A 26,923-nucleotide genomic window follows, 5' to 3' on the forward strand; every position below is an offset into this window, starting at 1 on the left:
TTATCCCAGTCTTACAGGCAGGTTGCCCACGTGTTACTCACCCGTCCGCCGCTAATCTCCGAAGAGATCCGCTCGACTTGCATGTATTAGGCACGCCGCCAGCGTTCGTCCTGAGCCAGGATCAAACTCTCCAATAAAGTGTTTGATTGCTCATTACACCGGCAATCTACTGAGTTTTTTCGCGTTAGCGAAAAAACTCAGTAGATTTTAAAAATTTATTACTTGCGTTGGCCTTAAAGACCAACACGCTTGACGTTTTGTTTAGTTTTCAAAGAACTTGTCTATCGCTCAAAAGCGACTTTATTAATTTAACACATCACCTTCGAATAAGTCAACACTTTTTTAAAACTTTTTAAATGAGTTGATTTGGTTTCTGGCGACAAAAAATAATATAACATGTTATCCATAATCATTTCAAGTGTTTTTTGAAATTTATTTTCGGTAATTTAATTCTTTTATTATTACAGGCCCCTGACGGAAAAAACAAGATCTTTGGGTACTTGTTCAACTAAATTTGATTTCACTTTGGGAAATCAACATAAACTAGCTACATTAAACTGACCTAAACATGATTCGTCTATTAGGAAGAAGACATTTTATATAGAAACAACTATAATTAAAAAGTTACTATATGTAGAAATTGAGTTAGGAGGAATATTTCTTGCAGAACAAAAAAATAGTATTTCTGGTAGAGGTCGCAATTTTCTCGTCACTTGCTTATTTACTAGACTTTCTATCATTTAAGATATGGGCACAGGGTGGTTCAGTATCTTTATCAATGGTTCCAGTCTTTTTTATTGCATTTCGTTGGGGTATTAAAGGAGGATTATTATCCGGTTTATTATACGGAGCCCTTCAGTTAATTACCACCCCTTATATCTACAGTATCCCTCAAGCCTTTATGGACTATATTTTAGCGTTTACCTTATTAGGGTTAGCTGGTCTAGTATCAGGTAGAATAAAAACTTCTTTAATAGAAGGAAACAAAAGTAAGTTGAGTACATATATAATACTTGGTGCACTTATTGGAAGTTCCATAAGGTTTCTTGCACATTATATAGGAGGTATCATCTTTTTTGCAGATTATGCTCCTGAAGGAACACCTGTAGCATTATACTCCCTACTATATAACGGATCTTATATGTTACCTGCTTTTATACTAAGTTCTATTGTATTAATCCTCATGGTTAGTTCTTCAAAAAGATTATTACAAACAAATTGATATAAAAACCCATTCAAAAATTTTGAATGGGTTTTTTATTTTATATAAGGGATTAAATATTTTTTATTCTTTTGCAAGAAACAATATACATAATTCTATTATCTCTATCATACCTTTTAGTAGAGGAATTTATATTAGGGGGATCTTATATGATATTTTTTGCTGCTATGATATTTTCTATTATCATGTCAGTCTTCTTATTTTTAATAGGATACTGGGAAGCAATAAAAATAAGTAATGAAGAGGGGCAAGTAAAGGGCGGTACCATGATTTTTTGTTTGATCATGGGGTTTGTATTCGCCGTGTTTGCAAGTAGTTTTTCCACGTCAATTGCCTAGTGAATTTCACTAGGCAATTTTGTTTTCTATTATAATGACTTCTTTCTGTTTCCATAGCAGAAATAGACAAATTCCCGATATAACTACTGCTCCTCCAACTAATTGATGGATATGAATAAGCTCATTAAGTAAGTAATAGGCCAATATAGAAGCTCCAATCGGTTCAATTAGTATAGTTACTGATATAAGGGAAGTACTTACCCAGCGTAACGCGTAATTGAACATCGTATGTCCTAAAAGAGTCGGAAAAATAGCTAATAATAAGAAATACATCCACTGTTCAGAGGTATAAGAAAATAAGGGATCTCCACTAAAAAAGACATAGATCAGTAAAGTTACAGAACTAACGAGATACACGATAAATGTGTAGGTAACTAACGACAACCTACTCCTTACATCTTGACCAAATAAGAAATATACCGTTACTAACAAACACGCTATTAACGCGAGGATATCTCCCCACAATGCAAGCCCACTAATCCTAAAGTCACCCCAACTGATTATGATACTACCTATTACGGCTAATACAGCACTCATGATCGAACGGAAAGTAAACTTCTCCTTAAAAAATAAATATGTTCCTAAAAATGCGAATATGGGCTGTAAAGTTACAAGCACAACCGAACTTGCCACAGATGTAAATCTAAGTGACTCAAACCACAAAACAAAATGCAGGGCTAAGAATACACCAGCAATTGAAGAATAGATCCAATCCCGTTTTGTGATAGCTTTAAGTTCACCAACATGCTTAAATAGAAATAGCGGAGTCATTATTAATACGGAGAAAAAAATACGATAAAATGCCGTAATTGATGAAGGCGCCTCGGCAAATTTCACCAAAATCGCTGAGCATGAAACGGTTATAATTCCTAGTGCCAAAGCCAAATAAGCTTTCGTTAAATTTGTGCCCATTTGTTTTCTCCTAAGTATTCAAAATTGTAGATTTATTATATATGACAAAATCAGAAAAGAGTATAAAAAATAATAAGAGATATCTTGCAAAAATATTTTGTATAAGTTGAAGGTGGTCAGAGGATGAAAAAAACTGCAGTAATTGTTGGAGCAAGTGGATTAGTTGGGAAAAGCCTTTTAGAGATTTTACTAAGTAGTGACTATTATGACCACGTTAAAATATTAGTAAGAAATAAATTAGAAATCACACATAACAAATTAGAACAGATTAAAGTTAATTTCGATCAGTTAGAGTTATATAAAGAGCATTTATATGCGGAGGATGTTTTCTGTTGTCTTGGAACTACAATCAAGAAGGCAAAAACGAAAGAGGCCTTTAAGCTAGTCGACTTTGAATATCCTGTTAAGCTAGCCTTACTATCAGAAGAATGTGGTGTAAGAAATTTTTTAATCATTACCGCAATGGGCTCAGATGTAAATTCTAGGTTCTTTTACAATCAGGTCAAAGGTGAAGTAGAGCAAGAGATACATAATATTAAAATCCCAGCTATTCACATTTTTAGACCTTCTCTCCTACTAGGTAACCGTGATGAATTTCGTTTAGGAGAAAAATTCGCATCCTCCCTTACACCACTATTAAATATCTTTTTAACGGGTGGACGAAAAAAATATCGTCCTATTCAAGCAAAGGATGTTGCATCTGCTATGTATCATGCAGCTAATATTGATCATTGTGGACTATTTATATATGAGTCAGATGAGATTTTTACGATGAGTCAGTAGAGAAGTAAGCAAAAAGGACACTTTGGTTAGACCAACCAAAGTGTCCTTTTATGGCTTTGAAATAAAGTAGCGTAAATACTCATACTTAGAAGTAGGTACACTAGAGATTACATCACCATTCTCATCTTTAGTGACTTCAATTTCCTGATAGGTCTCTATAACATGCCCATCAATAACTTCTTTTTTTATCAACTGCATTTCTAATGTAGGAACCAATGACAAATCCTCTTCCTCTACTTCAGCCATGGCTGGAACTAGAGTATCAAAATCAACTCGATGCCCGCTCATAGAAAAAGGGGTATCAAGAAACGCTACAATCCCTAGAATTGTCACAATCACTAACACATTTTTCATACTATCCCCCCATTCACGCTACTTTATTTTATGATTGTCCTAATGAACTATATTACTTTTTTCTTCAGAAAAATCCGGTTGGCTCCAAGTTTATGGACTAAGTTAATTGGAATTCATTATTATATGTTAATTATTTTCTCCAAAAAAAACGAAGCCTATTATCGACTTCGTTATTTCTCAAAAGCTATGCTCTTAATAGGAACAAACTGATTCATGATTCCTAATGTTATCATATCTTTATCTGTTAAAAGGTTTGTATGATAAACCGTGAAAAAGAAGAAATCCTTTTTCGTTGTCGAGGTGTCTATAATGGGTTTAGCAACATAGTCGACTCCTATATTAACTAAAATACCCTTTTCCTCTGTTAAGCGATCTGCCACCCATGAAACATATCTATCCTGACCTGGGTTTAAAAACACCATTAACAAAACCAAAACCCCAAGTATACTTCCTATAACATATCTTTTCTTCAAAATGGAAACCTCCTAAAACTTGTTAGTCTCCATCTTATCCATATACTATACGTTATAAACACAACTTCTTTGTGCTGACATTCTATTACTATGATAAGGTGAGAATAATTTGGGTTGAAATGTGGTGAATTTATAGTATAATATCGCTATATGTATTATATCTCGGGGCATTAGCTCAGCTGGGAGAGCGCTACGCTGGCAGCGTAGAGGTCAGGGGTTCGAGCCCCCTATGCTCCACTTTAAAAAACCCTTGCAGACGCAAGGGTTTTTTCCTATTTCTAAAATCTCTTCGTTTTCTCTCCTATTTGACTACGTTTACAGTTAATATGTTTCTATCATTACATAAACCGCTCATAAATAGGTACTACACACTAAAAATCGCTATAAACCTTTTCCATTTATCTTTTTCTCATAAGGCATATCTAGCTTTTCCGCCCACTTTAGGCTTTCTCTTCTATATTTGAGAGCTTGTTTTTCAAGATCATTATTGATCGAATATTTAGCTTTGTAAAAATAATATCTTGACCAAGCGATTGGGAAAATCTTCGCAAACTTTTTAAGCTCACCTAATGCTTGCTCAAACTTCTCCGTCATTTCAGGTTGATGTTGAACTCTGTTTAGATAGACCTCTACCACAGCTGCATAGCTATCATAGGCATAGTAAGCAGTAGGAGCTGATAACATAATTAGTGTTAATGCTTTTTCGGCAAATTGAAATGACAGTTCTAGCTGATTAAGTTTTAAATAGGAAACTGCTAGTTGACTATAAACTCTTATTTCTTCAATTAATCCGATGTTAATTTTAATTAAGTCTTCTGCTTCAGTTAGTAATTCTATCGCATCTTGGTATTGCTCTTGGTAAATGTAACATTCTGCTTGTCCTAGTAACCCCCATGATTGGGCCTGTGCATTCCCACTCTTCTTACCCGATTGGTAAATCTCATTTGCAAGTAAGGAGCTTTTTTCATAATCAGCAAGATGAAAAGCAAGGGCTTTTACATACAGGTAAGAACAAGCCTCCCAGTATCTTCGATCTCCGATTTTCTCATATATACCCATTGCCAAAATGCTATGTTTCAGCGAATCTTCCCATTCCCCTACTCCTATGTGGTATAAAGAGATATCCATACTAGCCCAAGCTTTTGCCCGTAAATCGTCCACTTGTTCTACAACCTTTAATGCCTGATTCCTATAAGTTCGAGCTAAGGGATAGAAGGTCAAAATTCCAGCAGTTACACACATATTCCCCGTAATCTGAGCTAACTCCAGAGACGGACCTGACTTTTCCGCAAGATTAAGTCCCCGTAAAGAGCAATATAGATTGTCCATCGGCTTATTAGTAAAGAAGTAGATTTCTGATAAACGGAAATAACATCTTGCTTGTTCCAAAATATCCTCCACTACTTTAGTAGATGTAATAAAATAGTTCGGTATTGCTCTGTGAAGAATCTGAATGGAAACTTGTTGTAACATCGAAAGCTTATATAAGATTCGGCTATCTTTCACTCCGTTCCCTAACAGAGTCAGAGCCTTTTTCAAGCTTGCCTCAGCTTTAATCATATCCCCTATCCCCATATAGGATTCTCCTAGTAAACGATGCCAAACACCTTGTTTATTTCTACTATATAAATCTACCTTCCCTTCTGCTTTCTCAATCAACTCACTAAATAGTTTTACTGCATCAGGATAAGCACCCGTTTCCATGGATTGATTACCTGCAAGCTCTAAATACTCCAATGTTTTAAGAGGCACTTCTGCTTGATCCCAGTGATAGGCTAAAACGCTATAATATGGTGATAGGTCCGATGAGAATTTTTCTTCATACCATTCTGCCAATGCAAGATGCAGTTGTTTTCTTTGTGAATGCACGAGCATATGATACGTTACTTCTTGAGTAAGAATGTGCTTAAACATATACGTAAGTTCTGGATTCACTTCTTCTAGCATCGTGAGGTTCAGTTGTTCATAGGCATATAGATAGTCTGACAGTCTGTCGGTTTCTTTTACAATGGGGTAAATCCCCTCTAGTGCTGAATAAGTAAATGACCTACCTATTACGCTTGCAGTCTTTAATCCAAGTTGCTCTGAATAGGATAGTCGATCGATTCTACTTGTAATAACCCCTTGTATGGAATTAGGGAATTGAACTTGAACTAAATCCCACTTCTCCATATTGATTTCACAAACATCCCCTGTAATAGTGATCATTCCACCATCACGCAAAGCATAAGCCAATTCTTCACTGAAAAATGGATGTCCTTCTGTTTTAGCGTAGATAAACGAACTTATTTTAGATGGCAAATTCTGAATACCTAAACATTGGGAAATAAGTTGATTAGTTTCACCAAAGGTTAGTACGTCTAATTTAATTTTGATACTATCTTCTTTACTTTCTATCACAGAATATTCAGGAGGTAGATTTGAGAATTCTGGTCTCATTGACATAACTATAAAACTAGGAGAACAATGATTTAAGTAAGATAATAAGAATGACCAAGAGGCAGAATCCACCCAATGTGCATCATCTAACATAATAACGGTAGGAGTGGTTCCAATATAATATCGTAAAACCTCGATAAATAACTGATGAGTATTGTCTGCTCGCACACGTCCTGTCATCGGTCTTGTCCATTCATTATCTGGTAAATCTAAAGAAAGCACCACATTTAACAATGGACAAAGATGTTTTACATGAGGCAATTCTCTTTCAATTTTTTGCTGAATCTCTTTTTGTCGAAGTAATGCGTCTTCTGGTAACGTATGTACATTCAGTATCTCATGAAAGATCGGTCTCCAAGCATAGTAAGGGGTCAACCTTTCTATAGAATCCCCTGATCCTGTAAGAACATTGTAGTTAAACGTTTTTGCTTCCTCTATCAATCTTTGAAGAAGTTGCGTTTTTCCAATGCCCGCTTCGCCTTGCATAAAAACAATGCTACTTTCTCCGTATTCGTAACGAGCTAATCGGTTCTTAAGCACTTCCTCTTCTATTAGTCGACCAACAAATGCTTGGTTGTAAGTTGAAGTGTTTTTACCTTTTAGACCGATTGGACTATACACCGGTATATGAGATGATAGCCCCTTTAATAGAATATGTTCTGGTTTCCCAAAGTGAAACTCATTTTGAGTTAATTGGAAAGTGGCATCATCACAGAATATGGACATCTTCCCTATGCTCATAAGTCTAGCTGCAAGATTTACAACATCCCCTATCATCGTATACTCGCGCTTAATTCTATTCCCTATTGTTCCACAGAACACCAACCCACTTGCTATTCCAATTGAATGGTTGACATCCATCTCTTTCAAATTCGTAGAAATACTAATTGCTGCTTTAATCAATCTTAGACCATCATCTTCATGTGTTAATGATGGCAGACCCATGGCTGAAATAACTGATACCCCTTTTTCATCTATACTCATTTTATGTAATGATCCGTTATAAAAATTGAGGATATCTTGAATACTTCTAATTACTTTATGAACTACATCTAACGAAGCATCACCTTTATAGTAGTCTGGAAGATGGACGAACATGACAGTAACAAATCGGTATTCCGCCGACCAATCTGTCTGATTCTCAGAGATGGTACTCAGGACAGAAGGTGGTAGATAAGGTTCGTATAAGGTTTGTTGTTCTTCTGGTATTTCTAATGTTGGAGTTGTAATTATGGAAGTCGTAAGTAAATTTAAATCTTCCAAATTATCTTCATTGATAGCAAGCAATTTGTAAGTCTGAGGTGATAGTAATACCTTTTTTAGTTCATAAGCATTTTCAAGTGTATGCAATTGAACGACAGCCTCACCTGATAACACCACTTCCCATTTTCCTTTTATGCCACCTACAAACGATACTTTATAAGAACCTGCACTAATTAGTACACGCATCGATAACTGTATGTTTTCAGTAGTTTGAGTTGACGAAATATATTCCTGCATAGCTGCACCACATATTACCGCATACTTAGTGGATAACGATAGCTGTTCATCATCCTCACTATTCCAGACCGCGATCAGTGCGTCACCAGCAAAGCTGACAACCTCTCCTCCATGCTCTGTAACCAAACTAATAATTTTATTAAAGTATCCATTCAAAACAGTAGAAAGTTCTTCTAATCCAATTGAACCTTTTTTCATTAACTGTTCCGTTAAACTTGTAAACTTCGACAAATCTGCAAATAAAATGGCCCCCTTATAGAAATCCTCTTTAGGACCTTCTATAATTCTGTCATTTTGAACCTTCCTTATAATGTAATTAGATAAATAACTTGTTAGTGATTCTGACGTATGACTTAACATCGTGCTCCCCATTCATCAATATAATGCCGTATCTAGCATCATTATAATTCTCAAGGGACGTTATGAATAGAGAAATTCGTATACTGTTCGAAGGTTTACAAGCTTTTTATCTCATCTTGTTTAATCTTGTGATTACACAGCATCTCTAGCAGGGTGAAGTGATGGAAAAGGTTCAGTCCTAACTATCCAATATGTACTCAATCCAACACATTTTCTTCTATTGAAATAACACCAATACTATTCACTCATTTTGACTGTGAAAATCTGTAAACACAATACTGATAACATCCTCTATCCTATTAGGCTTCCTCAATCAAAGTTTTATATAGATCGATGATATATTCCTAGTTTTATTACCCTAATACCACTTTTACTGTGATATATTCTCCAATTTTATAAATTGCCCAAGCATTCATTCCGTTGTCTCATACCTTAAGTACTATAGTGGATTTTATTAAAAGAGACTAAGTACTAATATTGAAAATTGTTTAAAGCCTAATCAGGTGGGAGCAAACCAATATTCAATTAATCTACTTTCCTTCTTTATTCAACTATATAGGTAATAAAACTATTAGAACGAGGTGTGGAAACAATGAAGAAGAAGACAACTCAACTTAGGGATATACTAAGTTCTCCAAAACTCGATTTTTTGATGGAAGCCCATAACGGACTATCAGCCAAGATTGTCGAAGAAACCGGTTTTAAGGGAATCTGGGCAAGCGGCCTTTCTCTTTCTGCTTCCATGGGGCTCAGAGATAATAACGAAGCATCTTGGACCGATGTATTAAATGTACTTGAAAATATGAGCGACGCGACAGAGATTCCGATCCTTTTAGATGGTGACACAGGATATGGAAATTTTAATAATGCCAGAAGGCTTGTTAAGAAACTTGAACAATTAAACATAGCAGGTGTTTGTATTGAGGATAAGCTTTTTCCGAAAACAAACTCGTTTATAAATGGCGACGCACAGCCTCTTGCTTCAATTGAGGAGTTTTCAGGGAAAATAAAAGCAATGAAAGATACTCAACTCGATGAAGATTTTATGGTTGTTGCTAGAGTAGAAGCATTTATTGCCGGATGGGGTCTCAAGGAAGCATTAAAGCGGGCAGAGGCCTATCGGAAGGCAGGAGCAGATGCTATTTTAATGCATAGTAAAAAATCTTCTATTAAAGAAATTGAAATGTTTATGAAGGAATGGGGAGGCAGGCACCCTGTTGTGATTGTTCCTACGAAATATTATAAAACTCCAAGCGATGAGTTTAGAAAATTGGGAGTAAATGCAGTTATATGGGCAAATCACAATTTACGAGCTGCAATCAACGCTATGCAACAAATATCAAAACAAATATTTAAAGATGAAAGCCTTATTCATGTAGAAAATCAAATTGTTGGTGTTGACGAGATTTTCCGGCTTCAAAATGTTGATGAGCTTCAAAAAGCAGAAAAGAAATATTTACCTGAAACAATACAGATAGACCCTACCGGGGAGCAAGGTGATTAAATGCTAGATACACAAACATTCGGAAATGACCTTAAAGCGCTTGGTTTTGACTTTTATACTGGTGTACCATGTTCCTTTTTAAAAGATCTCATCAACTATTCAATTAATGAATGTGATTATATAGCTGCAGTCAATGAAGGTGATGCAGTCGCAATAGCCTCTGGAGCTTTTTTAGGGGGAAGAAAACCCGTAGTTTTAATGCAAAACTCAGGATTAACAAATGCCGTTTCTCCATTAACTTCCTTAACCTATCCTTTTAAAATCCCAGTCCTTGGATTCGTTAGCCTACGGGGTGAACCAGGTTTAAGTGATGAACCCCAGCATGAACTTATGGGTGAAATTACAGGTGAAATGTTGGACTTGATGCAAATAAAATGGGACATTTTATCTCCAATAGAACATGTAGCCAGAACACAAGTGAAAAAAGCAGCTGAGTTCATTGATAAACAAGAACCCTATTTCTTTGTCGTAAAAAAAGGGACATTCAAAAAAGAAAAATTAATGAAAGACTTCACCGTGAACAATAAAAATAAAAACAAACAAGGAAAGATTGCTGAGGACCAAATGCCAACCCGCTATGAAACTCTTAGTGCGATCAACCAATTAAAAGATGACAAAACTATTCAGTTAGCAACAACCGGTAAAACTGGTCGAGAACTATACGAAATTGAAGATGCCGTCAACAATTTATATATGGTTGGTTCCATGGGATGTGTTAGTTCCCTTGGACTTGGATTAGCTTATACTCGTCAGGACAAAGAAGTGGTGGTCATTGATGGAGATGGATCCTTGCTAATGAGGATGGGAAGCTTAGCGACAAATGGATTCTACCAGCCTAAAAATATGCTTCACATAATACTGGATAATCAGTCACATGATTCAACTGGTGGGCAGAATACTGTTTCCAACAATGTTAACTTTGTTGAAATTGCTTCCGCGAATGGCTATGAAAACTCTTTCTATGTACACAGTTTAGAAGAGCTTCAAATGAGAATAGTAGATTGGAAGAAAGAAAAAGGACTTACTTTTTTATATATAAAGATAACTCCAGGGTCCAAAGAAAATCTTGGACGCCCCAAAGTCACCCCGGCAGAAGTGAAGGCTCGTCTCAAACGATTTATCAATTAAATAGATGAGGAGGTGCGAAATGACTAAATTAAAGCGGAACATATTATTAAATCCAGGTCCAGCTACAACAACTGACACTGTTAAATTTGCACAAGTAGTTCCTGACATTTGCCCCCGTGAAAGGGAGTTCTGCAACGTTATAAATGAAGTTTCATTAGAACTCACGAGCCTCGTCGCTAATACCGAGGAATATTCAACTGTATTGTTCGGGGGATCTGGAACTGCTGCAGTAGAGTCTATCCTAAGTTCAGTTGCGAATGATGGAGTAATAATCATTATTAACAATGGCCTATACGGAGTTAGGATGTGTGAAATTGCAGAAGCGTATAGTCTTGATTGGGTTGAATTTCAGAGTCCGTATGATTGTGCAATTAACATAAAAGAATTGCGAGAATTTATATTGAATTTCCCCCGAAAAGTATCCTATTTAGCTGTTGTTCATAATGAAACAACGACAGGATTATTGAATGATATTGAGAAGATCGGCAAGATTTGTAGAGAGCAAAATATTGAAATGATTGTGGACGCAATGAGTTCTTATGCTGCTATTCCTATACAGATGAAAAAAATGAACATTAGTTTTCTTGCTGCAAGCTCAAATAAAAATCTCCAAGGAATGGCAGGGGTCTCTTTTGTAATTGCTAAGACCATTGAATTACAAAAGCAAAAAGAAGTAAAGCCTTCCAACTACTATTTAAACCTATATTCACAGTTTCAAACCTTTACAGAAACAGGCCAGATGCGTTTTACTCCACCCGTGCAGACAATCTATGCACTAAAACAAGCCATCCTAGAATTAAAAGAAGAAGGGATAGATGAAAGGTATAAACGATATAGCGAGTTATGGGAAATTTTAGTGGCAGGCCTTTCAAGATTAGGCTTAACACATCTTATCTCAAAAAAGAATCATTCAAAAATTATCACCGCTATATTAGAACCTGATTGTACTGCATATAACTTCAACCACATGCATGATTATTTTTACAATTATGGGATTACCATCTATCCTGGGAAGCTTAACAATTTAAACTCCTTTAGAATAGCAAACATTGGTGATCTTACTATAGAAGATATGGAAGTATTTTTAAGATTATTAGAAAGCTACCTACAAGAAATTGGTTACTTCTATAAGAAAGGTGTGAGCGATCATGGTGAAATGGAATAAGTGGAAAAAGTATATAACCTTAAGAAAAAATAAAAGAGTTGTGCCACATCTCCCCAAAACGATAAGGTTTTCTTCAAAACAAAAACTATGGAATTTCGTTAAAGAACACCAAACAGTGATTATAAAACCACGAGCAGGAAGCCGAGGGAGAAAGATATATAAAATTACGTCAAGAGAATCAGATAATGTTGAAATCCATTATTTAAGTAGGAAGAATCACTTTACAGATATGGATAGTGCCCACGCTCACTTAAAAGAAGAAATAAAAAAAACTAGCTCCTATATAGTACAGGAGTATATCCCTTTGGCTACTGTCCAAGGTAGGCCATTTGATATTCGGGTAATTGTCCAAAAACAAAAGCACACGAATAAGTGGATTGTTACAGGTAAAGTTGCAAAATTAGCAGGGGAAGATTTCTTTGTAACTAACAATAGATTAAGTAAGGGGAAAGTTTTGCCTGTTACCAAAGCTATTAAAGCCTCTAATATATACGAATCAAAAAGAAATAGTAAAGTATTAGTATCAGAATTAGAGCGAATATCCTTGCTAGCTGCAAAAACATTAGAAGGATTTTATAGTAGCAATAACATATTTGGTTTGGATATGGCCATAGATCGTGACGGGCATATTTGGATTATTGAGGCAAACTTAAAACCTTTACTCTCCCACTTTTCTAAACTGAAAAATAAAAAAATGTACCGTAAAATAAAGAAACTAAAGAGATACCATAGTAGAAAAAAGAAGGAGAGGGATATTTAGTTAAACGTACGTTAAAATAGTTCTAATTCCTAACTTTACCTTATATCCGGTAAAGTGATACTCTAACGCTTCATAGGATAAACCGGTAAGAGAATCTTCCAATAAGTATATGCTAGCCTTTATTCCTTGAGCTATTTATCTAGCCCCTTATGGTCCATCATTCTTCCTAACAAGTTTATAACCGTTATTAAATGTCAATTACTAAGCGTCCTTTATGTAGGTGATTACACCTAGTAAGGACGTTTTTAAAACTCCTTCAATAAAAGGTAATCATAAGCATAAATCGGTCATATAAGCCTCTTTCCCAAAGCTTCTACGCCAGGAAGTCAACCTATCTTAATAAATAGTAAGAAAGAATCCTAGGGTCGTCGACAGTAAATGTGTGACTACTCTCAAACATCCTATTTAAACTTGTAGGAAGACTCCATCTGCCAAAACTTATCGTTTTCATCCTCCCCTTACTAAACTATAATTTATTTATAAATAAGCAGCCGTTTACAATTCTAAGAGAATAAGATATAGGTTTTTTAAAGAGAGGAGTACCAAGTATGAACTCATTCACTAGCCAAAAAACCGGAATATTCCCTTCTGTTTGCTCGTTAGATTGCCCTGATCAGTGTGGCTTACTTGTACATAAGCAGGATGGAAAAATTGTGAAAATAGAGGGTGATCCTAACCATCCTGTCACCAAGGGGAATATCTGCAATAAAGTACGCCATATGACCCACCGCATCTATGATCCAAATCGCTTACAATTTCCTTTAAAGCGTGTAGGAAAGAAGGGTGAAGGAAAGTTTGAAGAAATTAGTTGGGAAGAAGCCATTGAGACAATTTCTTGCAAGTGGAAGAAACTAATTGAAACTAATGGTCCCGAAAGTATTCTCCCATACAGTTTCTATGGGAATATGGGGCGTCTAAGTGCTGAAGGAATGGATCGTCGATTTTTTCATCGTCTCGGAGCTTCTCTTTTAGATCGATCTATTTGCTCTGCAGCTGGTTCTGTCGGATATAAGTATACGATGGGGGGAAGCTTTGGTATTGACCCAGAAGATACGATTAGTTCAAAACTAATTATTTTTTGGGGTATAAATGCGGTAAGTACTAATATGCATCAAGTTGCCTTGGCTCAAAAGGCTCGCAAAAATGGGGCAAAGATCATTGTGATTGATGTTCATAAAAACCAAACAGGGCAATTTGCAGATTGGTTTATTCCTATACTTCCTGGCACGGATACTGCCCTTGCACTTGGAATGATGCATATATTATTTGCTGAGAATTTGGTTGATGATCATTTTCTAGAGCAATATACATTGGGGCACGAAGAATTACGAGAGCATGTCAAAATATATAATCCCGCTTCTGTATCAAAAATTACAGGAGTACCTGTTGATGATCTTTATAAATTAGCACGGATCTATGGAAATACGAGTCCTTCTTTTATTCGAATTGGCAATGGACCACAGCATCATGATCAGGGCGGAATGTGTATTCGTACTATTGCTTGTCTACCAGCTCTTACAGGCCAATGGCTTTTAAAAGGCGGAGGAGCAATAAAAGGCAATGGAGGATACTTAGCACATAATGCAGATAGTTTACAACGCTTTGATTTATTGCAAAATAAAAATACAAGAGTAATTAATATGAATCAATTAGGAAGAGCTCTTTTAGACAGTAATCCACCGATCCAATCGCTGTATGTATATGGCACCAATCCGGCAGTGGTGGCGCCAGAAGGAAATAAAGTGAGATTAGGACTAGAACGTGAAGATCTATTTGTTGTTGTGCATGAATTATTTTTAACAGAGACTGCAAAATACGCTGATATTGTTCTTCCTGCTACATCAGCTTTTGAAAACACCGACTTCTATACATCCTATTGGCATCACTATATTCAAATTCAAGAGCCTGTCATAGAAAGATATGGTGAATCCAAATCAAATGTAGAGGTTTTTCAATTGCTTTCTAAAGCAATTGGCTTCGAGGATTCCTGTCTATATGAGACAGAAGCAGAATTGATTAGTCAGGCTCTAGACTATACGAGCAATTCATATATAGAGGGCATTACGTACGAGCGTTTAGTAGAACAGAAATACATGAAGGCAAACATAAAACCTTTGTTACCAGGTAAACTTATGACACCGAGTGGTAACATCGAGCTTTACTCTAAGCAAATGGAAGAGCATGGGTATCCACCTCTACCAACTTATGAGCCTATTGTTCATGATGGGGATTATCCGTTTTTATTTATACCTGGTCCAAATCACAATTATATAAACTCTACTTTTTCAAATAACGAAAAGCACATTTCACTTGAAAAAGAACCTCGTTTGTTTATAAATGTATATGATGCTTCAACTCTTAGCATTAGCGATGGAGACTATGTGAAGATTTGGAATTCCAGGGGGAACTGCGTACTGAAGGCTTCCGTGGGAGAAAATGTACTACCAGGTGTCGTGGTTACACAAGGACTTTGGGCGGACTTACCTAACACCAAGCAGTTAGTAAATTCACTAACTCCTGACAGAGTGGCAGATATGGGAAATGGAGCGACTTTTTTCTCCTGCCGTGTTGATGTCGCCAAAGTGGAGAAATCGTAATTAATAGAATTCAATTGGAATCTTGTGCCTGAGCCTAAAAACAATCTTTAACTCGATTGTGAACGTTCATAATAGAGACTACGTAATTTCTAAAATAACAAAGAGGGTTAGCATCAGCTTAACCCTCTTTTTAATTGCAAAATGTCTATGCTTTAGGTATTACTCTTCGCAAGTTTGTTAAGATTCTCAATCATTTCTTCTAGTTCTGTGAAGCTCTCGCTAATAGATTCAATTCTCTCTGTTTGTAGGTCAAGCGATGCTGTCATTTGTTCAATAGAAGCAGTTGATTCTTCTGTTATATTAGAAATCGTACTAATTTCTTTACCAATTCCACTAGCATTTTCATCAAGCTTATTTAACATTCCTTGTATCTCCGATGCTTTAGTCAACACATCGTTCATATTCTTTGTAACAATATTAAATAACTGAATCGATTCATCGGCAGCCTTCTGACCATGTTCGATAGCCGTATTTCCTTTGGTGAGCTGATCTGATACGGCATGGGTTTGTGTTTGTATATCTGACAGAATCATGGCTATTTCTTTAGCAGAACCACCAGCACTCCCCGCTAATTTTTGGATTTCAGCGGCAACAACGGCGAAGCTTTTTCCATGTTCCCCAGCTCTTGCAGCTTCAATTGAAGCATTTAAAGAGAGTAAGTTCGTTTGGGTAGCAATATCTTCAATTGCCTTTAAAATGTGACTAATACTATTCGTTTTTTCTTCGAGAGTAGTCATTAACTGAACTGTTTTCCCCTGCATCTCTTCAACATGATGTAATTCCTGTTGCATAGAGAGAATCAATTCATTTCCTTGATTGGTCACCTTAGAAGTAGATATCGAAAGATCCTTCAGCTCATTGGAATGTTCCGAAATTCCTGTGATAAATGTATTGGTACCTAATACTTTTTCATTTATATCAGCAATTCCAGATGCTTGCATTTCAGCACCGTTTGATACCTCTGTGTATCCTGTAATAATCTCATTTGAAATATTTTTTGTCTCTAACACCCGTTGGTTCAAGGTTTTCCCAAATCTCTCAATCGATTCAACAGAGCTCGTAATTTCTAGAAGAAGGTCTGTTACCTTACTCTCATTACTCTTTACGTCAGCTACCATTTTCTGGCCCATTAACGTAATACAATAGGAAACCACTCCTATCATAATCGTAATAGTAACAATGACAATAGTATCAATAATCTCTAAAGCCTGATAGTAAGGATTAAAAATGATATAAATCATGTTAATAATTAATGCATATACTGTGGCTAATACAATGACCTTACCTTCAAGATAGATAAGAGATAATAACACATAAAGAGACATAGCTGCCCATGTTTCTTCAGAAGGTATATACCAGACAAAAATTAAGCAGATTAAAAAGGATATTCCGGAAATATAATATTTACCGCGTTCTGTTTCATGTGTTTTTCTATAAATTGCATAACTACTCCCTAGTAGTACCGGAGTAATAGCTAAAATTGTAAGAAACTCCTTCCAAGCCATTAAACCCAAAAGGGTAATCACTAATAGGATTGGTATACAAGATAAAAGCAAACCGGATAAAGCAAAGGTCAGTATTCTAGAACTTGTCCTTTCATATACAGAAGCCAAATCTCTTCCCCCTCAAATATATCTGTTCTACTCTTTATATCGACAAATTTCGTCATAATTGAATACAAAAAAATAATAGAGGCACTTGCCTCTATTATTTTTTTTAGATTATCCTATATGAGAGATTGGTAAAGTTACTTCGACTTTTGTTCCTACGTTTTTCTCACTATGAAACTGTAGCTTCCCCTTATGCTGTTCAACAATTTTCATACTAACAGTCAGTCCTAAGCCGGTCCCCTTCTCTTTGGAAGAATAAAAGGGTTCTCCAATTCGAGATAGAAATTCCTCGCTAAGTCCTATCCCGCGATCCTCTACCAAAACTTTAGTTAAGTCTACTCCACTTCTAAGTATGGAAACTACAACCTCACTATTACTATTAGAAGCTTCAATTGCATTTTTTATAAGATTGATAAATAGTTGCTTAAGTTGATTTTCACTACAATCAATGACGATATCATCAGGTGCCTCAAACTTGATCTTTACATTGTTCATATTTGCCTGTGTTTCAACTAAAGAAATAACATCCGTCATTATTAGATTAATGCTATGCTTAGAAATACTAATCTTCTGAGGCTTAGCAAGTATCAGTAGTTCCCCTACTATATGATTAATACGATCTAGCTCACTTAACATAATCTCATAATACGGCTTATGTTTTTGATTTTCTTCATCTTCTAAGAACAACTGCACAAACCCCTTTAGAGAGGTGAGTGGATTCCTAATTTCATGCCCAACACTAGCAGCAAGCTCGCCTACTACCGAAAGTTTCTCAGCCCTTCTTAATATTTCCTCATTTAATTTTTGATCTGTAACATCACGACCGATGGCAACTAAACCCTTTCTTGCTCCGTTTTCATAAAATAATGGAATCTTGATAGAATCAAAGATTTTTTCAGAACCATCTGGCATTGGAATAATTTCTTCACACCTAGTCGTTGTTCCATTTAACCATGCTTCCTCATCAGAGGTTTCACAATAGATCAGCGCTTCCCTATAAAAGGAAGCATACTCGGCAATCTCGGAGTCTTTCTTTCCCTTATAGTCCACACCTTCTAACTGAAATAGCTTTAGCCCAAAATCGTTTGCTTCAATCCATCTCCCTTGGCCATCCTTGAAGTTTACACAGTCGACCATCGCATTAATCAGAGTAGATAGATGCTGTTTAGCCTCCTTGATTTCCCTCAACTCTTCTTTTTCAGTCATTGCATAAAGCAAAAAAATCCCTACAAATAATATATAGACTATTTCCTTGGCTCTTTCCACGTACCAAACGAATGAATCGGATAAGTCACCTAAACTAATTACAAGATCTATTCCAAAAAACCATAAAACGCTAACTATAAAAAACAAGATAAGTTTATAGGATTTACTCATTATATGCCCCTCTTAGTTCATCAATAACAATCCTATTAATTGTAAAGCATTTACAGGTAAAATAGTAGAAATTTCTATAAAGAAAAACCGTTGATTTCTCAACGGTTAATCGTAACATTTGTCAATATATGTTGACCTGCATCATTTTTATAATATTCAATCGTGATTGGTTCACCTTTTTCGATAGACGCCCAATCGATGCCCTTTATTTCTCCAACTTGTAAAGCTATTGTCTCAAATTCAGTGTTCACTTCTATTGAATTTATATCTATTTGGCCCACATATGCAGCCTTCTCTGTTATAACCTCAACCTTTTCACTTTCCTTGTTTTCTGCAGTTGGTACCACGATACTTGCTAATTCATATTGACCTTCTTCATTCATAAAATATTCAATCGTTACTAGTGCATTCTTTTCAAGGCTGCTCCAATCAACGTTGACCACTTCTCCAACCTGAAGTGTTAATGTTTCTGTTTCTGTATGAACCTCTATTGAATTCGAGTCTACCTGACCAACAAAAGAAGCTTCCTCCTTGATGACGATTGATTTTGATTCTTCTTTTGAGCTATTTTCTCCTGAACCACTTACCCCTTCTGTAACAACTCCTGTTTCAGTAGACTCTTCCGCTGTAGTTGTTCCACAAGCTGTAAGTGCTAGAGTTAATCCAACGATTGGAATAAATTTAAGTATTTTCATATTGTTCACCTCATATTTTTTTTGATTTCAAACTATGAGACGGAAGTACTTCCAAAAGGTTACAATTCTATTTAAAAAAGTTTACGCCTGTGAAGTAAGTGGATGCTTAAACACTTTAGGTAACAGTAGTTTTGAGTTTATTTTCACAAATAACTGTTCACTTCCACGGTATAATTCCTTTTTGATTTCAAGCCTATTATAATCTGGGGTGTAATGAAACAAAATTGTTTCTGTTTCCAGATTGGCAATTGATGCTAACAGTTTCTTGAGAATAACTTCCTTTTTACTAACAAGATCATAGATATGTAGATCGTTTTTTTCCTGTTTACATACGATGATTACATCCTCCTCAGGAAGATAGTAAACATGCTGCGGGAAAACGTATAAACAATAAAACATAAGCAATTCTTCGGAATCTATAGTAGAAAATGCTTGAGAGACCGGGATTCGGTTCTTTGCAAATTCGTAGATAAATTCTAAATCGTTCTCATTATTAACATTTAAATGCTGAACCGTCCCAACATCGATATGTTCAAGCTGATATTCCATTTTATATAGATATTCAGCAACTGCTTGAAAACCAAACTTTGGATAGAAATTCAGCACTGTTTGATTAGCAAACAAATACATAATATCATATTGATTACGGTATGTTTCCAACACATTATTCATTAGCAACCTAGATAACCCCTGGTTTCGGTACAGAGGGTCGGTCATAACTGTTCCGATTTGTAATGCTCTCCACTTAGTTCCCTCAACGATGAGACTAAGTTTATTAACTGACACATTGGCCACAACCTGATCGTCGACCACACAGCAAAAAGGGTCATATTTTTCAGTCCAAAACTCCTTTTGATACCACTCCTCAAAGCTAATCCCAAAAGTTGAAGAAGCTAATAGATTAAAGCTAGCTCTTAGTTGATCATTATCTCTTATTTTCCTGATAATATTGATATCCTTCAAAGCAAGTCACCCTCTCTCCTTTTATAACTATAACTTTTTTTATATAAACCGTCATTTAAACTGGTAACTTTTCCCTAAAGCCTTCGTCTAATTAGTGGAATTCAGCATTATAAAAGGAGTGATTACAATGAAATTTGAAAAAACAGCAATCAAGTTAGGAACAATAACCTTACTAGTAACCGGCATTTTATTTGGAAGTACAGTAGGTGGTCTTCAGGAAGAAGTGTATGCTAAGTCAGCGGTAGTTAAAAAAAGTACTAGTGTAAAGGCTAAAGGAACTTTCATAGGCTTAGCTGATAATCAGTCCTTTGAGGTGAAGTTTGATCAAGACACAAAAATCATCCGGTTATTAGAAAAAAATAAGCACCTGATAAAGGGATTAAAAAAGGGCGATCTTATCACCATCAGTTACTGGGTTAATGTGAAAGGACAAAACATCCTTGGAAGCACTGTAAAAAAAGAAACCATTAAAAAAGGTACTAAAAGTACAAGTGTAAGAGCTTCTGGAACATACATGGGAATGGCTGATCAACAATCCTTTGAAGTTAAAATCGGTAAGAATTATAAAATGATAAGAATAACTGGTGATAATAAACACAAAATCAAAGGATTGAAAAAGGGAGATTCCATTACATTCACTTATTGGGTAAATGTAAAAGGCCAAAATATCTTAGGTACAACCTTAAAGAAGAAGTGACATAAAAAAGAGAGGGCTCCCCCCTCTCTCTTAAATACTATTAAGTTCTATATTTTGCTGTGTTTCTTTTTTAAAGCAACTAATGTAATCATTTCAAAGGCAACTCAACATTCTCTGTTGTTTTAATGTTGTCTAATCACATATACTTTCTGACATAAGTAAAAGGTGGAGACGAGAAAAATCCCTTGGGTGATTAATTGTCTTAATCCTCAAGTTGGTTAATTCCTATTAAAGATGACTAGTTTCAGTTCAGTCATTTCTTCAATGGCGTATTTTATTCCCTCTCGTCCTGTTCCACTTTCCTTTACACCACCGTATGGCATATGATCCACTCTAAAGGTTGGAATATCATTAATTAGCACTCCGCCAACTTGGAGCTGATCGGCTGCATCCAACGCTGTATGGATATTTTCTGTATACACTCCAGCCTGTAGCCCAAATTGAGAGTCATTTACATAACTAATTGCCTCTTGAACTGATGAAATTTTATTAATCAATACGACTGGAGCAAATGCTTCCTGACAAGATACTTTTGATTCAGCAGGAACATTTAGTAAAACTGTAGGTTGAAGAATATTGCCTGTGGTTTCTCCCCCTATAGCAATCTCAGCACCTTGTTGAACAGCCTCCTGAATCCAGTTAAGTACTCTCTCTTTATCTCCTGGTGAGATTAACGCCGATACATCTGTCGCTTCGTCTAATGGATCACCAAGGTTAAGTTTTCTCGTTGCCTCAACAAACTTTTCTATAAATTCTTCATATAGATTCTCGTGTACGTAGATTCGTTGAAGAGAAATACACACCTGACCTTGGTAAGCAAACGCACCTGTTACAGAGCGAGAAATGACCTTATCCAATGGAACACCTTGATCGACGATAACTGCTGAATTGGAACCAAGTTCTAACGTCACTTTTTTAAGTCCCGCTTTATTCCTTAGTCCTATTCCTACAGCTGGACTTCCCGTAAAGGTGACCATCTTCACTAAATCATGCGTTACCAATGCATCGCCTACTACACTCCCTTTACCAGTCACAACATTCAAAGCACCCTTGGGTAATCCCGCGTCCTCAGCTATTTTTGCTAAGAAAAAGGAAGAGAGTGGAGTTTGTGAAGCTGGTTTTAGTACAACTGGATTTCCTGCTGCAATTGCTGGCCCAACTTTATGAGCCACTAGATTCATAGGGAAATTGAACGGCGTAATTGCAGCCACAACACCTAAAGGTTCTCGAACAGTATAAGCAATACGATTTTCACCACCAGGTGCTGCATCTAGTGGGATCGTCTCTCCATGAATTCGCTTTGCTTCCTCAGCAGCAAATTTATAGGTTTGGATGGTTCTAGATACCTCTCCCTTTGCAGTTGCAATTGGCTTCCCGGCTTCAAGCGCAATAATTTCAGCCGCCTCTTGGAAACGCTCTTCAAAAAGCTTTACCATTTTCTCTAAGATCGACGCTCTTGCGTGAGCTGGCATTTTTCTTAATGTTTCCCTTGTGCTCTCTGCTGCCTGTACAGCCCTATTGACATCATCAATAGTTGCTAATGGAATTTGAGCAAGTATTTTCCCACTATAAGGTGATACGAGTGAACTGTAATCCTTAGCTTCAATCCATTCTCCATTTACAAATAGTTTTTCCTTTTGAATAGGCTGAGTTGTCATTGGTTACTTCATCCTCTCCTAATTAATCGATAAAGACCTCTTCAGTTACTGAAAAAAGCCCCTTCTAGTTGTGAATCAGTGATGACAAGTGGACTTAACACACGAGTAACATTTCTAAAGATAAGATAGAATATTTCAGTGAGGTTCTATCTCATTTAATTTCTTAGCTAATAAACGTATTTAATACTATACCTAGCTACACAGATATTTTTTAAATATTTTAAATGTTTTTCACAATTTAATAAGTTAAGTATATCAAATTTTCATATCTAAAGCTGGGTATTTGATTTTTTGCAACCCGAAACAGCTCACCATTCTTGGACTACGGCATTCGGTCCAGAAAAACTTGACTAGCGCCAAGTCCTCGGACGAAGACGAGTCCTTAGTTTGTCTCATGTGTTAAAGAGAATAAATAGTTCTTGTTCAAAACCTATTTTAAAATTCCCTATAAACAAAAAAATACCCAGCAAATGCTAGGTACCTTCTCTTCCTTTTATTCTTCGATTAGTTCTCCAACCGGTATATCCATTTCCTCTTCTGGTGCTGAACGTGTATAGACTCTTGCTGTATTTGCATGTTCGTCAACACTTTGAATCCATACTGGCACACCATGGTATTTAACCGTAATCTCAGCTGGTGAAGATACAATTTGTTTAACTCTGTTCATTTCCATTGAGCTCACTCCTCATATTTTTAATAGTAGGAACTATCCAAGAGGCAATATGTAAGGAAGGATAGTAACCACCCAATTTACCAAACCAGGCTTATTATGTTTCCTATTCATATATTTCATACCACAGAATAGACAAAAATTAATCGTAGTTATGAGTGTAGCAACATATGGAAATAATAGATTTTGAGGTGAATCATATGAAAGTAAACGAACAAGAGAAAACTTCGCTAAGTGATTCGATAGATAAGCTTAATGAAGGCCTAGATACAATTATCCAATTATATAACGAGGCAGAAGAAGATAAATCACTGATTGACTTTGATGATGATACGATACATATTATTCAGAGTGCCAAGAAGGCTTACGGGGAAAAGGAAATAGACGAGCGAATTAATAAGATTATCAAAGAAATACTTTCCTTACTGCCTTTAGATCAACCCAAGCCAAGCAAGTCAAAGACTAAAGTAGAGGAATGAGTATGATGAGATTTCACTCTATCTTAATATCCTACTTACGACTACCTATTGTTGTAAGGCTGGTTATTATTGCACTCCTATCCATTTTCCTTTTTGGATTTCTTATTCACTTAATTGAACCAACTAATTTCACGACGCTATTTGATGGTATTTGGTGGGCCATTGTTACAATCTCTACGGTAGGTTACGGAGACTTTTCACCTAATTCTCAATTAGGTAAAGTAGTGGGCATTATGCTTATTTTAGTAGGAACAGGGTTTATGACCTTATACTTTGCCTCATTATCAGCCGCTACTGTAACTAAACAGAACTCTTTTTTAGAAGGTGCCTCTTCATATAAAGGAAAGAAGCATGTCATTCTTGTTGGCTGGAATGAGCGAGCACGCGAAACACTTACTCAGCTTTATGGAATAAATGAGAAACTCTCAATAGTATTAGTAGATGAAACATTACCCAAAAATCCGGTATCCCTTACAAATGTGACATTTATTAAGGGAAATCCAACCCATGATGCAACTCTCCAACGTGCGAATATTGAAGAAGCAGAAATGATTATTATTTCTGCAGATCAAAGTAAAAATGAAGTACAGTCAGACATGGCCACCATTTTAACTTTAGTAACAGCCAAAGGAGTTAATCCATCGATTTATAGCATTGTTGAAATCTTAACTAGTAAGCAAATAATCAATGCAAAAAGGGCTGGCGCAGAAGAAGTAATTCAAACGAATAAACTAGCTAGTTATGTGATGACAAACAGTATCATTTCCCATGGTATTTCAGAGACTCTTCTCTTTATGTTAGATCATCTAGCTGGAAATAAAATAGAATACATAGAGGCTACAGAAGAGGATGCAGGTCAAACCTATCAAGTAATGATTAATAAGTTATTAGTCAGCAACAACACTTTGTTAATAGGTATAAAAAGAGGGGAGGATTCTTATATCAATCCATCTCCCACTTTTTTGATTAGGAACTCTGATGAGTTATTAGTCATGAGACATTGAAAAGAAGGCGCAGGACCCGTTTAGCCCTGACAAGCAAATGTTCCTTGAAGAGAAAAAGGGTGATGTTTTCTTTTTACTCTTCAAAGGTTATTTGACTCGAGGGGCTGGGCGCTGAAGCTGGATTATACTAAACCTACTTAACAAAAAATCACCCAAACTTATAATTCCTTATATTTCAAGCAATACTTCTTCAAGTTCTTTCACAAGTGATTTTCCTAAATCAACATACTTATCTGGGAAGGTTGCATCAGGATCCTGTGGCTCAGAGAACTGATTAAACGAAGCTGACTTATTCCAGACTGATACATGGTCATCAAGTCCGATTTGATACTTGTGTGAAAGTAAGAAAGGTCTTTGAAATTGCACAGTAGCATTTTGTGAATCCAATTGACCATCAATTGCTCTGAAAGGGACACGAAGAAATTGATATCCCACTTCATCATCTATTTTGTAATCAAAATAACCATGGTCATAATCCCAGTTTCCACCGATCACATAGCCCAATGGCTTAAGTTCTTGCTCTAATTTGTAAAAGTTAAAGGATTGACCTTCTAACCGAGAAGGGACTTCAATCATACTTACCATCTCCTCATTAAAGACTACCATTAGGATAACCAAATCATGAGAAAATATTGATAGAAATCATTCTAAAAAGGACTCAGAATCACTGAGTCCTTTCTTGCTTCTTATTTTAAACGCTTCTCAAGCTCTGCACGCTTCTCTTCAAAACCTTCTTTACCTAATAGGGCAAACATATTTAATTTATATGCTTCCACACCAGGCTGGTCAAATGGATTTACTCCAAGTAAATATCCACTCATCGCACATGCCTTTTCAAAGAAGTAAACCAAGTATCCAAATGTATACTCATTTAGTTCTGGTATTTCAACAATCAGGTTGGGTACGCCTCCATCGGTATGAGCAAGTAATGTACCCTCAAATGCTTTTTTATTAACGAAATCAACAGATTTACCAGCTAAATAATTTAGACCGTCTAAATCTTGATCCTCGGCTTCAATAGTAAGTTCATGACGTGATTGATTAACATGTAGAATCGTTTCAAATAAATCACGACGTCCTTCTTGAACGTATTGCCCTAGAGAGTGTAGGTCAGTCGAAAAATTTGCTGACGAAGGGAAAATCCCTTTTTGATCTTTACCTTCACTCTCTCCAAATAATTGCTTCCACCACTCAGAGAAATATTGAAGACCTGGTTCATAATTGATAAGCATTTCGATCGTTTTACCCTTGTTATACAGGACATTTCGAACGGCTGCATACTGGTATGCTGCGTTATCTGTTAGTTCAGATGCACTAAAATCCTCACTTGCCTGAGCAGCACCCTTCATCATTTCCTCAATATTCGCTCCACTCACTGCGATAGGCAGTAAACCTACTGCTGTTAACACTGAGTATCTACCACCCACGTCATCCGGGATAACAAATGTTTCATACCCTTCTTCAGTTGCGAGTGTTTTTAATGCACCACGTGCTTGGTCTGTTGTTGCATATATTCTCTTTCTAGACTCTTCTTTTCCATACTTCTCTTCAAGCATTTTACGGAATATACGAAAAGCAATTGCTGGTTCTGTTGTGGTACCAGATTTTGAAATAACGTTTACTGAGAAGTCTTTTCCTTCCAATACATCCATAACATCTCTAAGATATGTAGAGCTTATATTGTTTCCAACAAACAAGACTTGTGGCGTTTTACGTTGCTCTTTTGTTAAAGCATTATAAAAAGAATGGTTCAACATTTCTAATGCTGCACGTGCACCTAAATATGAACCACCAATACCAACGACTAATAATACATCAGAGTCTGACTTAATTTTTTCTGCACTTGCTACAATACGAGAAAATTCTTCTCGATCATATTGAGTTGGCAGGTCAATCCAGCCTAGAAAGTCATTACCGGCACCCGTTTTTTCATGTAACGAGTGATGTGCTACTTTAACTGCATCACTTAAATATGTAAGTTCATGCTCCCCAAAAAAGGACAATGCCTTTGAATAATCAAATTTAACATGTGTCATATGTTAGCCTCCTTTATATACAACAGTATTTCCTCTTTCACTTTATCGAAACCTAACGCTCAAAGCAAGAGCATGGATAATATGGAAGCGAATACATTAATATTTTTATTAAAATTTGCTATTATATTTTTTACAAAAGGATGCCTTCATTACTAAAATCTTATCGATATCAATGATTTGTCTGTAATACAGCAACTAA

23 protein-coding genes, 1 tRNA gene and 1 rRNA gene are annotated in these 26,923 nt (G+C 36.1%); 12 read left to right on the forward strand and 13 right to left on the reverse strand.

Features of this window, described 5'->3' with window-relative positions:
* A 16S ribosomal RNA gene (locus G4D63_RS09950) occupies positions 1-137 on the reverse strand; the annotation flags it as partial.
* Positions 138-661: 524 nt separating this feature from the next.
* Between G4D63_RS09950 and thiT the strand changes: the two genes are divergently transcribed.
* Both thiT and G4D63_RS09960 read left to right on the forward strand, forming a co-directional pair.
* Positions 662-1,222, forward strand: a complete 561-nt coding sequence (gene thiT / locus G4D63_RS09955) for an energy-coupled thiamine transporter ThiT (RefSeq protein WP_163179507.1) — start codon at positions 662-664, stop codon at positions 1,220-1,222.
* A 149-nt stretch (positions 1,223-1,371) separates the two neighbouring features.
* On the forward strand, positions 1,372-1,560 hold the full coding sequence (locus tag G4D63_RS09960; RefSeq protein ID WP_163179508.1) for a hypothetical protein: 189 nt from the start codon (positions 1,372-1,374) through the stop codon (positions 1,558-1,560).
* A gap of 9 nt (positions 1,561-1,569) precedes the next feature.
* On the opposite strand, the gene G4D63_RS09965 is transcribed toward G4D63_RS09960, so the two are convergent.
* Complete coding sequence (locus tag G4D63_RS09965; protein WP_163179509.1) at positions 1,570-2,472, reverse strand: DMT family transporter; 903 nt, start codon at positions 2,470-2,472, stop codon at positions 1,570-1,572.
* Positions 2,473-2,595: 123 nt separating this feature from the next.
* On the opposite strand from G4D63_RS09965, the gene G4D63_RS09970 reads away from it, so the two are divergent.
* The gene (locus G4D63_RS09970) at positions 2,596-3,255 is read left to right on the forward strand and encodes an oxidoreductase (protein ID WP_163179510.1); all 660 of its coding nucleotides are present in this window, start codon (positions 2,596-2,598) and stop codon (positions 3,253-3,255) included.
* Between the two features lie 48 nt (positions 3,256-3,303).
* Here G4D63_RS09970 and G4D63_RS09975 read toward each other — a convergent pair whose 3' ends face one another.
* Together G4D63_RS09975 and G4D63_RS09980 are read right to left on the reverse strand one after the other, a co-directional pair.
* On the reverse strand, positions 3,304-3,609 hold the full coding sequence (locus G4D63_RS09975; protein WP_163179511.1) for a hypothetical protein: 306 nt from the start codon (positions 3,607-3,609) through the stop codon (positions 3,304-3,306).
* A 170-nt stretch (positions 3,610-3,779) separates the two neighbouring features.
* Positions 3,780-4,082 carry a DUF4359 domain-containing protein gene (locus G4D63_RS09980; RefSeq protein ID WP_163179512.1) on the reverse strand — a complete coding sequence of 101 codons (303 nt, stop codon included), beginning with the start codon at positions 4,080-4,082 and terminating at the stop codon, positions 3,780-3,782.
* A gap of 164 nt (positions 4,083-4,246) precedes the next feature.
* Between G4D63_RS09980 and G4D63_RS09985 the strand changes: the two genes are divergently transcribed.
* Positions 4,247-4,319 (forward strand) — tRNA-Ala (locus G4D63_RS09985).
* Positions 4,320-4,463: 144 nt separating this feature from the next.
* Here the strand turns inward: G4D63_RS09985 and G4D63_RS09990 are convergent.
* Positions 4,464-8,381 (reverse strand): adenylate/guanylate cyclase domain-containing protein, encoded by a 3,918-nt coding sequence (locus G4D63_RS09990; RefSeq protein WP_163179513.1) that lies wholly within the window; start codon positions 8,379-8,381, stop codon positions 4,464-4,466.
* Between the two features lie 592 nt (positions 8,382-8,973).
* On the opposite strand from G4D63_RS09990, the gene aepX reads away from it, so the two are divergent.
* From aepX to G4D63_RS10015, 5 genes are all read left to right on the forward strand, one after another.
* Positions 8,974-9,885, forward strand: coding sequence for a phosphoenolpyruvate mutase (aepX, locus tag G4D63_RS09995; RefSeq protein WP_163179514.1), 912 nt, complete (start codon positions 8,974-8,976; stop codon positions 9,883-9,885).
* Entirely contained in the window at positions 9,886-11,013 is a 1,128-nt protein-coding gene (gene aepY / locus G4D63_RS10000) for a phosphonopyruvate decarboxylase (protein WP_163179515.1), read from the forward strand.
* A gap of 19 nt (positions 11,014-11,032) precedes the next feature.
* Positions 11,033-12,178, forward strand: a complete 1,146-nt coding sequence (locus tag G4D63_RS10005) for a 2-aminoethylphosphonate aminotransferase (protein ID WP_163179516.1) — start codon at positions 11,033-11,035, stop codon at positions 12,176-12,178.
* Positions 12,165-12,938 (forward strand): YheC/YheD family protein, encoded by a 774-nt coding sequence (locus tag G4D63_RS10010; protein WP_163179517.1) that lies wholly within the window; start codon positions 12,165-12,167, stop codon positions 12,936-12,938. The genes G4D63_RS10005 and G4D63_RS10010 overlap by 14 nt, the downstream gene beginning before the upstream one ends.
* Positions 12,939-13,486: 548 nt before the next feature.
* Positions 13,487-15,535, forward strand: a complete 2,049-nt coding sequence (locus G4D63_RS10015; protein WP_163179518.1) for a molybdopterin oxidoreductase family protein — start codon at positions 13,487-13,489, stop codon at positions 15,533-15,535.
* Positions 15,536-15,687: 152 nt separating this feature from the next.
* Here the strand turns inward: G4D63_RS10015 and G4D63_RS10020 are convergent, their stop codons facing one another.
* The 4 genes from G4D63_RS10020 to G4D63_RS10035 all read right to left on the reverse strand — a co-directional run bounded on the left by G4D63_RS10020 (position 15,688) and on the right by G4D63_RS10035 (position 20,180).
* Positions 15,688-17,040, reverse strand: coding sequence for a methyl-accepting chemotaxis protein (locus G4D63_RS10020; RefSeq protein ID WP_420837817.1), 1,353 nt, complete (start codon positions 17,038-17,040; stop codon positions 15,688-15,690).
* 216 nt (positions 17,041-17,256) lie between these two features.
* The gene (locus G4D63_RS10025) at positions 17,257-18,522 is read right to left on the reverse strand and encodes an ATP-binding protein (protein ID WP_163179520.1); all 1,266 of its coding nucleotides are present in this window, start codon (positions 18,520-18,522) and stop codon (positions 17,257-17,259) included.
* Between the two features lie 98 nt (positions 18,523-18,620).
* Positions 18,621-19,217, reverse strand: a complete 597-nt coding sequence (locus G4D63_RS10030; RefSeq protein ID WP_163179521.1) for a hypothetical protein — start codon at positions 19,215-19,217, stop codon at positions 18,621-18,623.
* A gap of 81 nt (positions 19,218-19,298) precedes the next feature.
* Positions 19,299-20,180: a GNAT family N-acetyltransferase gene (locus tag G4D63_RS10035; protein WP_163179522.1), complete on the reverse strand. Its 882-nt coding sequence runs from the start codon at positions 20,178-20,180 to the stop codon at positions 19,299-19,301.
* Between the two features lie 127 nt (positions 20,181-20,307).
* On the opposite strand from G4D63_RS10035, the gene G4D63_RS10040 reads away from it, so the two are divergent.
* Positions 20,308-20,877: a hypothetical protein gene (locus G4D63_RS10040; protein WP_163179523.1), complete on the forward strand. Its 570-nt coding sequence runs from the start codon at positions 20,308-20,310 to the stop codon at positions 20,875-20,877.
* A gap of 218 nt (positions 20,878-21,095) precedes the next feature.
* Here the strand turns inward: G4D63_RS10040 and G4D63_RS10045 are convergent, their stop codons facing one another.
* Together G4D63_RS10045 and G4D63_RS10050 are read right to left on the reverse strand one after the other, a co-directional pair.
* The gene (locus G4D63_RS10045; protein WP_163179524.1) at positions 21,096-22,535 is read right to left on the reverse strand and encodes an aldehyde dehydrogenase family protein; all 1,440 of its coding nucleotides are present in this window, start codon (positions 22,533-22,535) and stop codon (positions 21,096-21,098) included.
* A gap of 493 nt (positions 22,536-23,028) precedes the next feature.
* A complete protein-coding gene (locus G4D63_RS10050) occupies positions 23,029-23,208 on the reverse strand; it encodes an H-type small acid-soluble spore protein (protein ID WP_163179525.1) in 180 nt (59 codons plus the stop codon).
* 197 nt (positions 23,209-23,405) lie between these two features.
* Between G4D63_RS10050 and G4D63_RS10055 the strand changes: the two genes are divergently transcribed.
* Both G4D63_RS10055 and G4D63_RS10060 read left to right on the forward strand, forming a co-directional pair.
* Positions 23,406-23,684, forward strand: coding sequence for an atypical membrane-integrating protein (Mistic protein) (locus G4D63_RS10055; protein ID WP_163179526.1), 279 nt, complete (start codon positions 23,406-23,408; stop codon positions 23,682-23,684).
* A gap of 2 nt (positions 23,685-23,686) precedes the next feature.
* Positions 23,687-24,688 carry a potassium channel family protein gene (locus G4D63_RS10060; RefSeq protein ID WP_239585936.1) on the forward strand — a complete coding sequence of 334 codons (1,002 nt, stop codon included), beginning with the start codon at positions 23,687-23,689 and terminating at the stop codon, positions 24,686-24,688.
* A 168-nt stretch (positions 24,689-24,856) separates the two neighbouring features.
* Here G4D63_RS10060 and G4D63_RS10065 read toward each other — a convergent pair whose 3' ends face one another.
* Positions 24,857-25,264 (reverse strand): YugN-like family protein, encoded by a 408-nt coding sequence (locus G4D63_RS10065; protein WP_163179527.1) that lies wholly within the window; start codon positions 25,262-25,264, stop codon positions 24,857-24,859.
* Between the two features lie 110 nt (positions 25,265-25,374).
* Positions 25,375-26,724, reverse strand: coding sequence for a glucose-6-phosphate isomerase (locus G4D63_RS10070; protein WP_163179528.1), 1,350 nt, complete (start codon positions 26,722-26,724; stop codon positions 25,375-25,377).
* Between the last annotated feature and the right edge of the window lie 199 nt (positions 26,725-26,923).

It is taken from the genome of Bacillus mesophilus (assembly GCF_011008845.1).
Lineage (GTDB): Bacteria > Bacillota > Bacilli > Bacillales > SA4 > Bacillus_BS > Bacillus_BS mesophilus.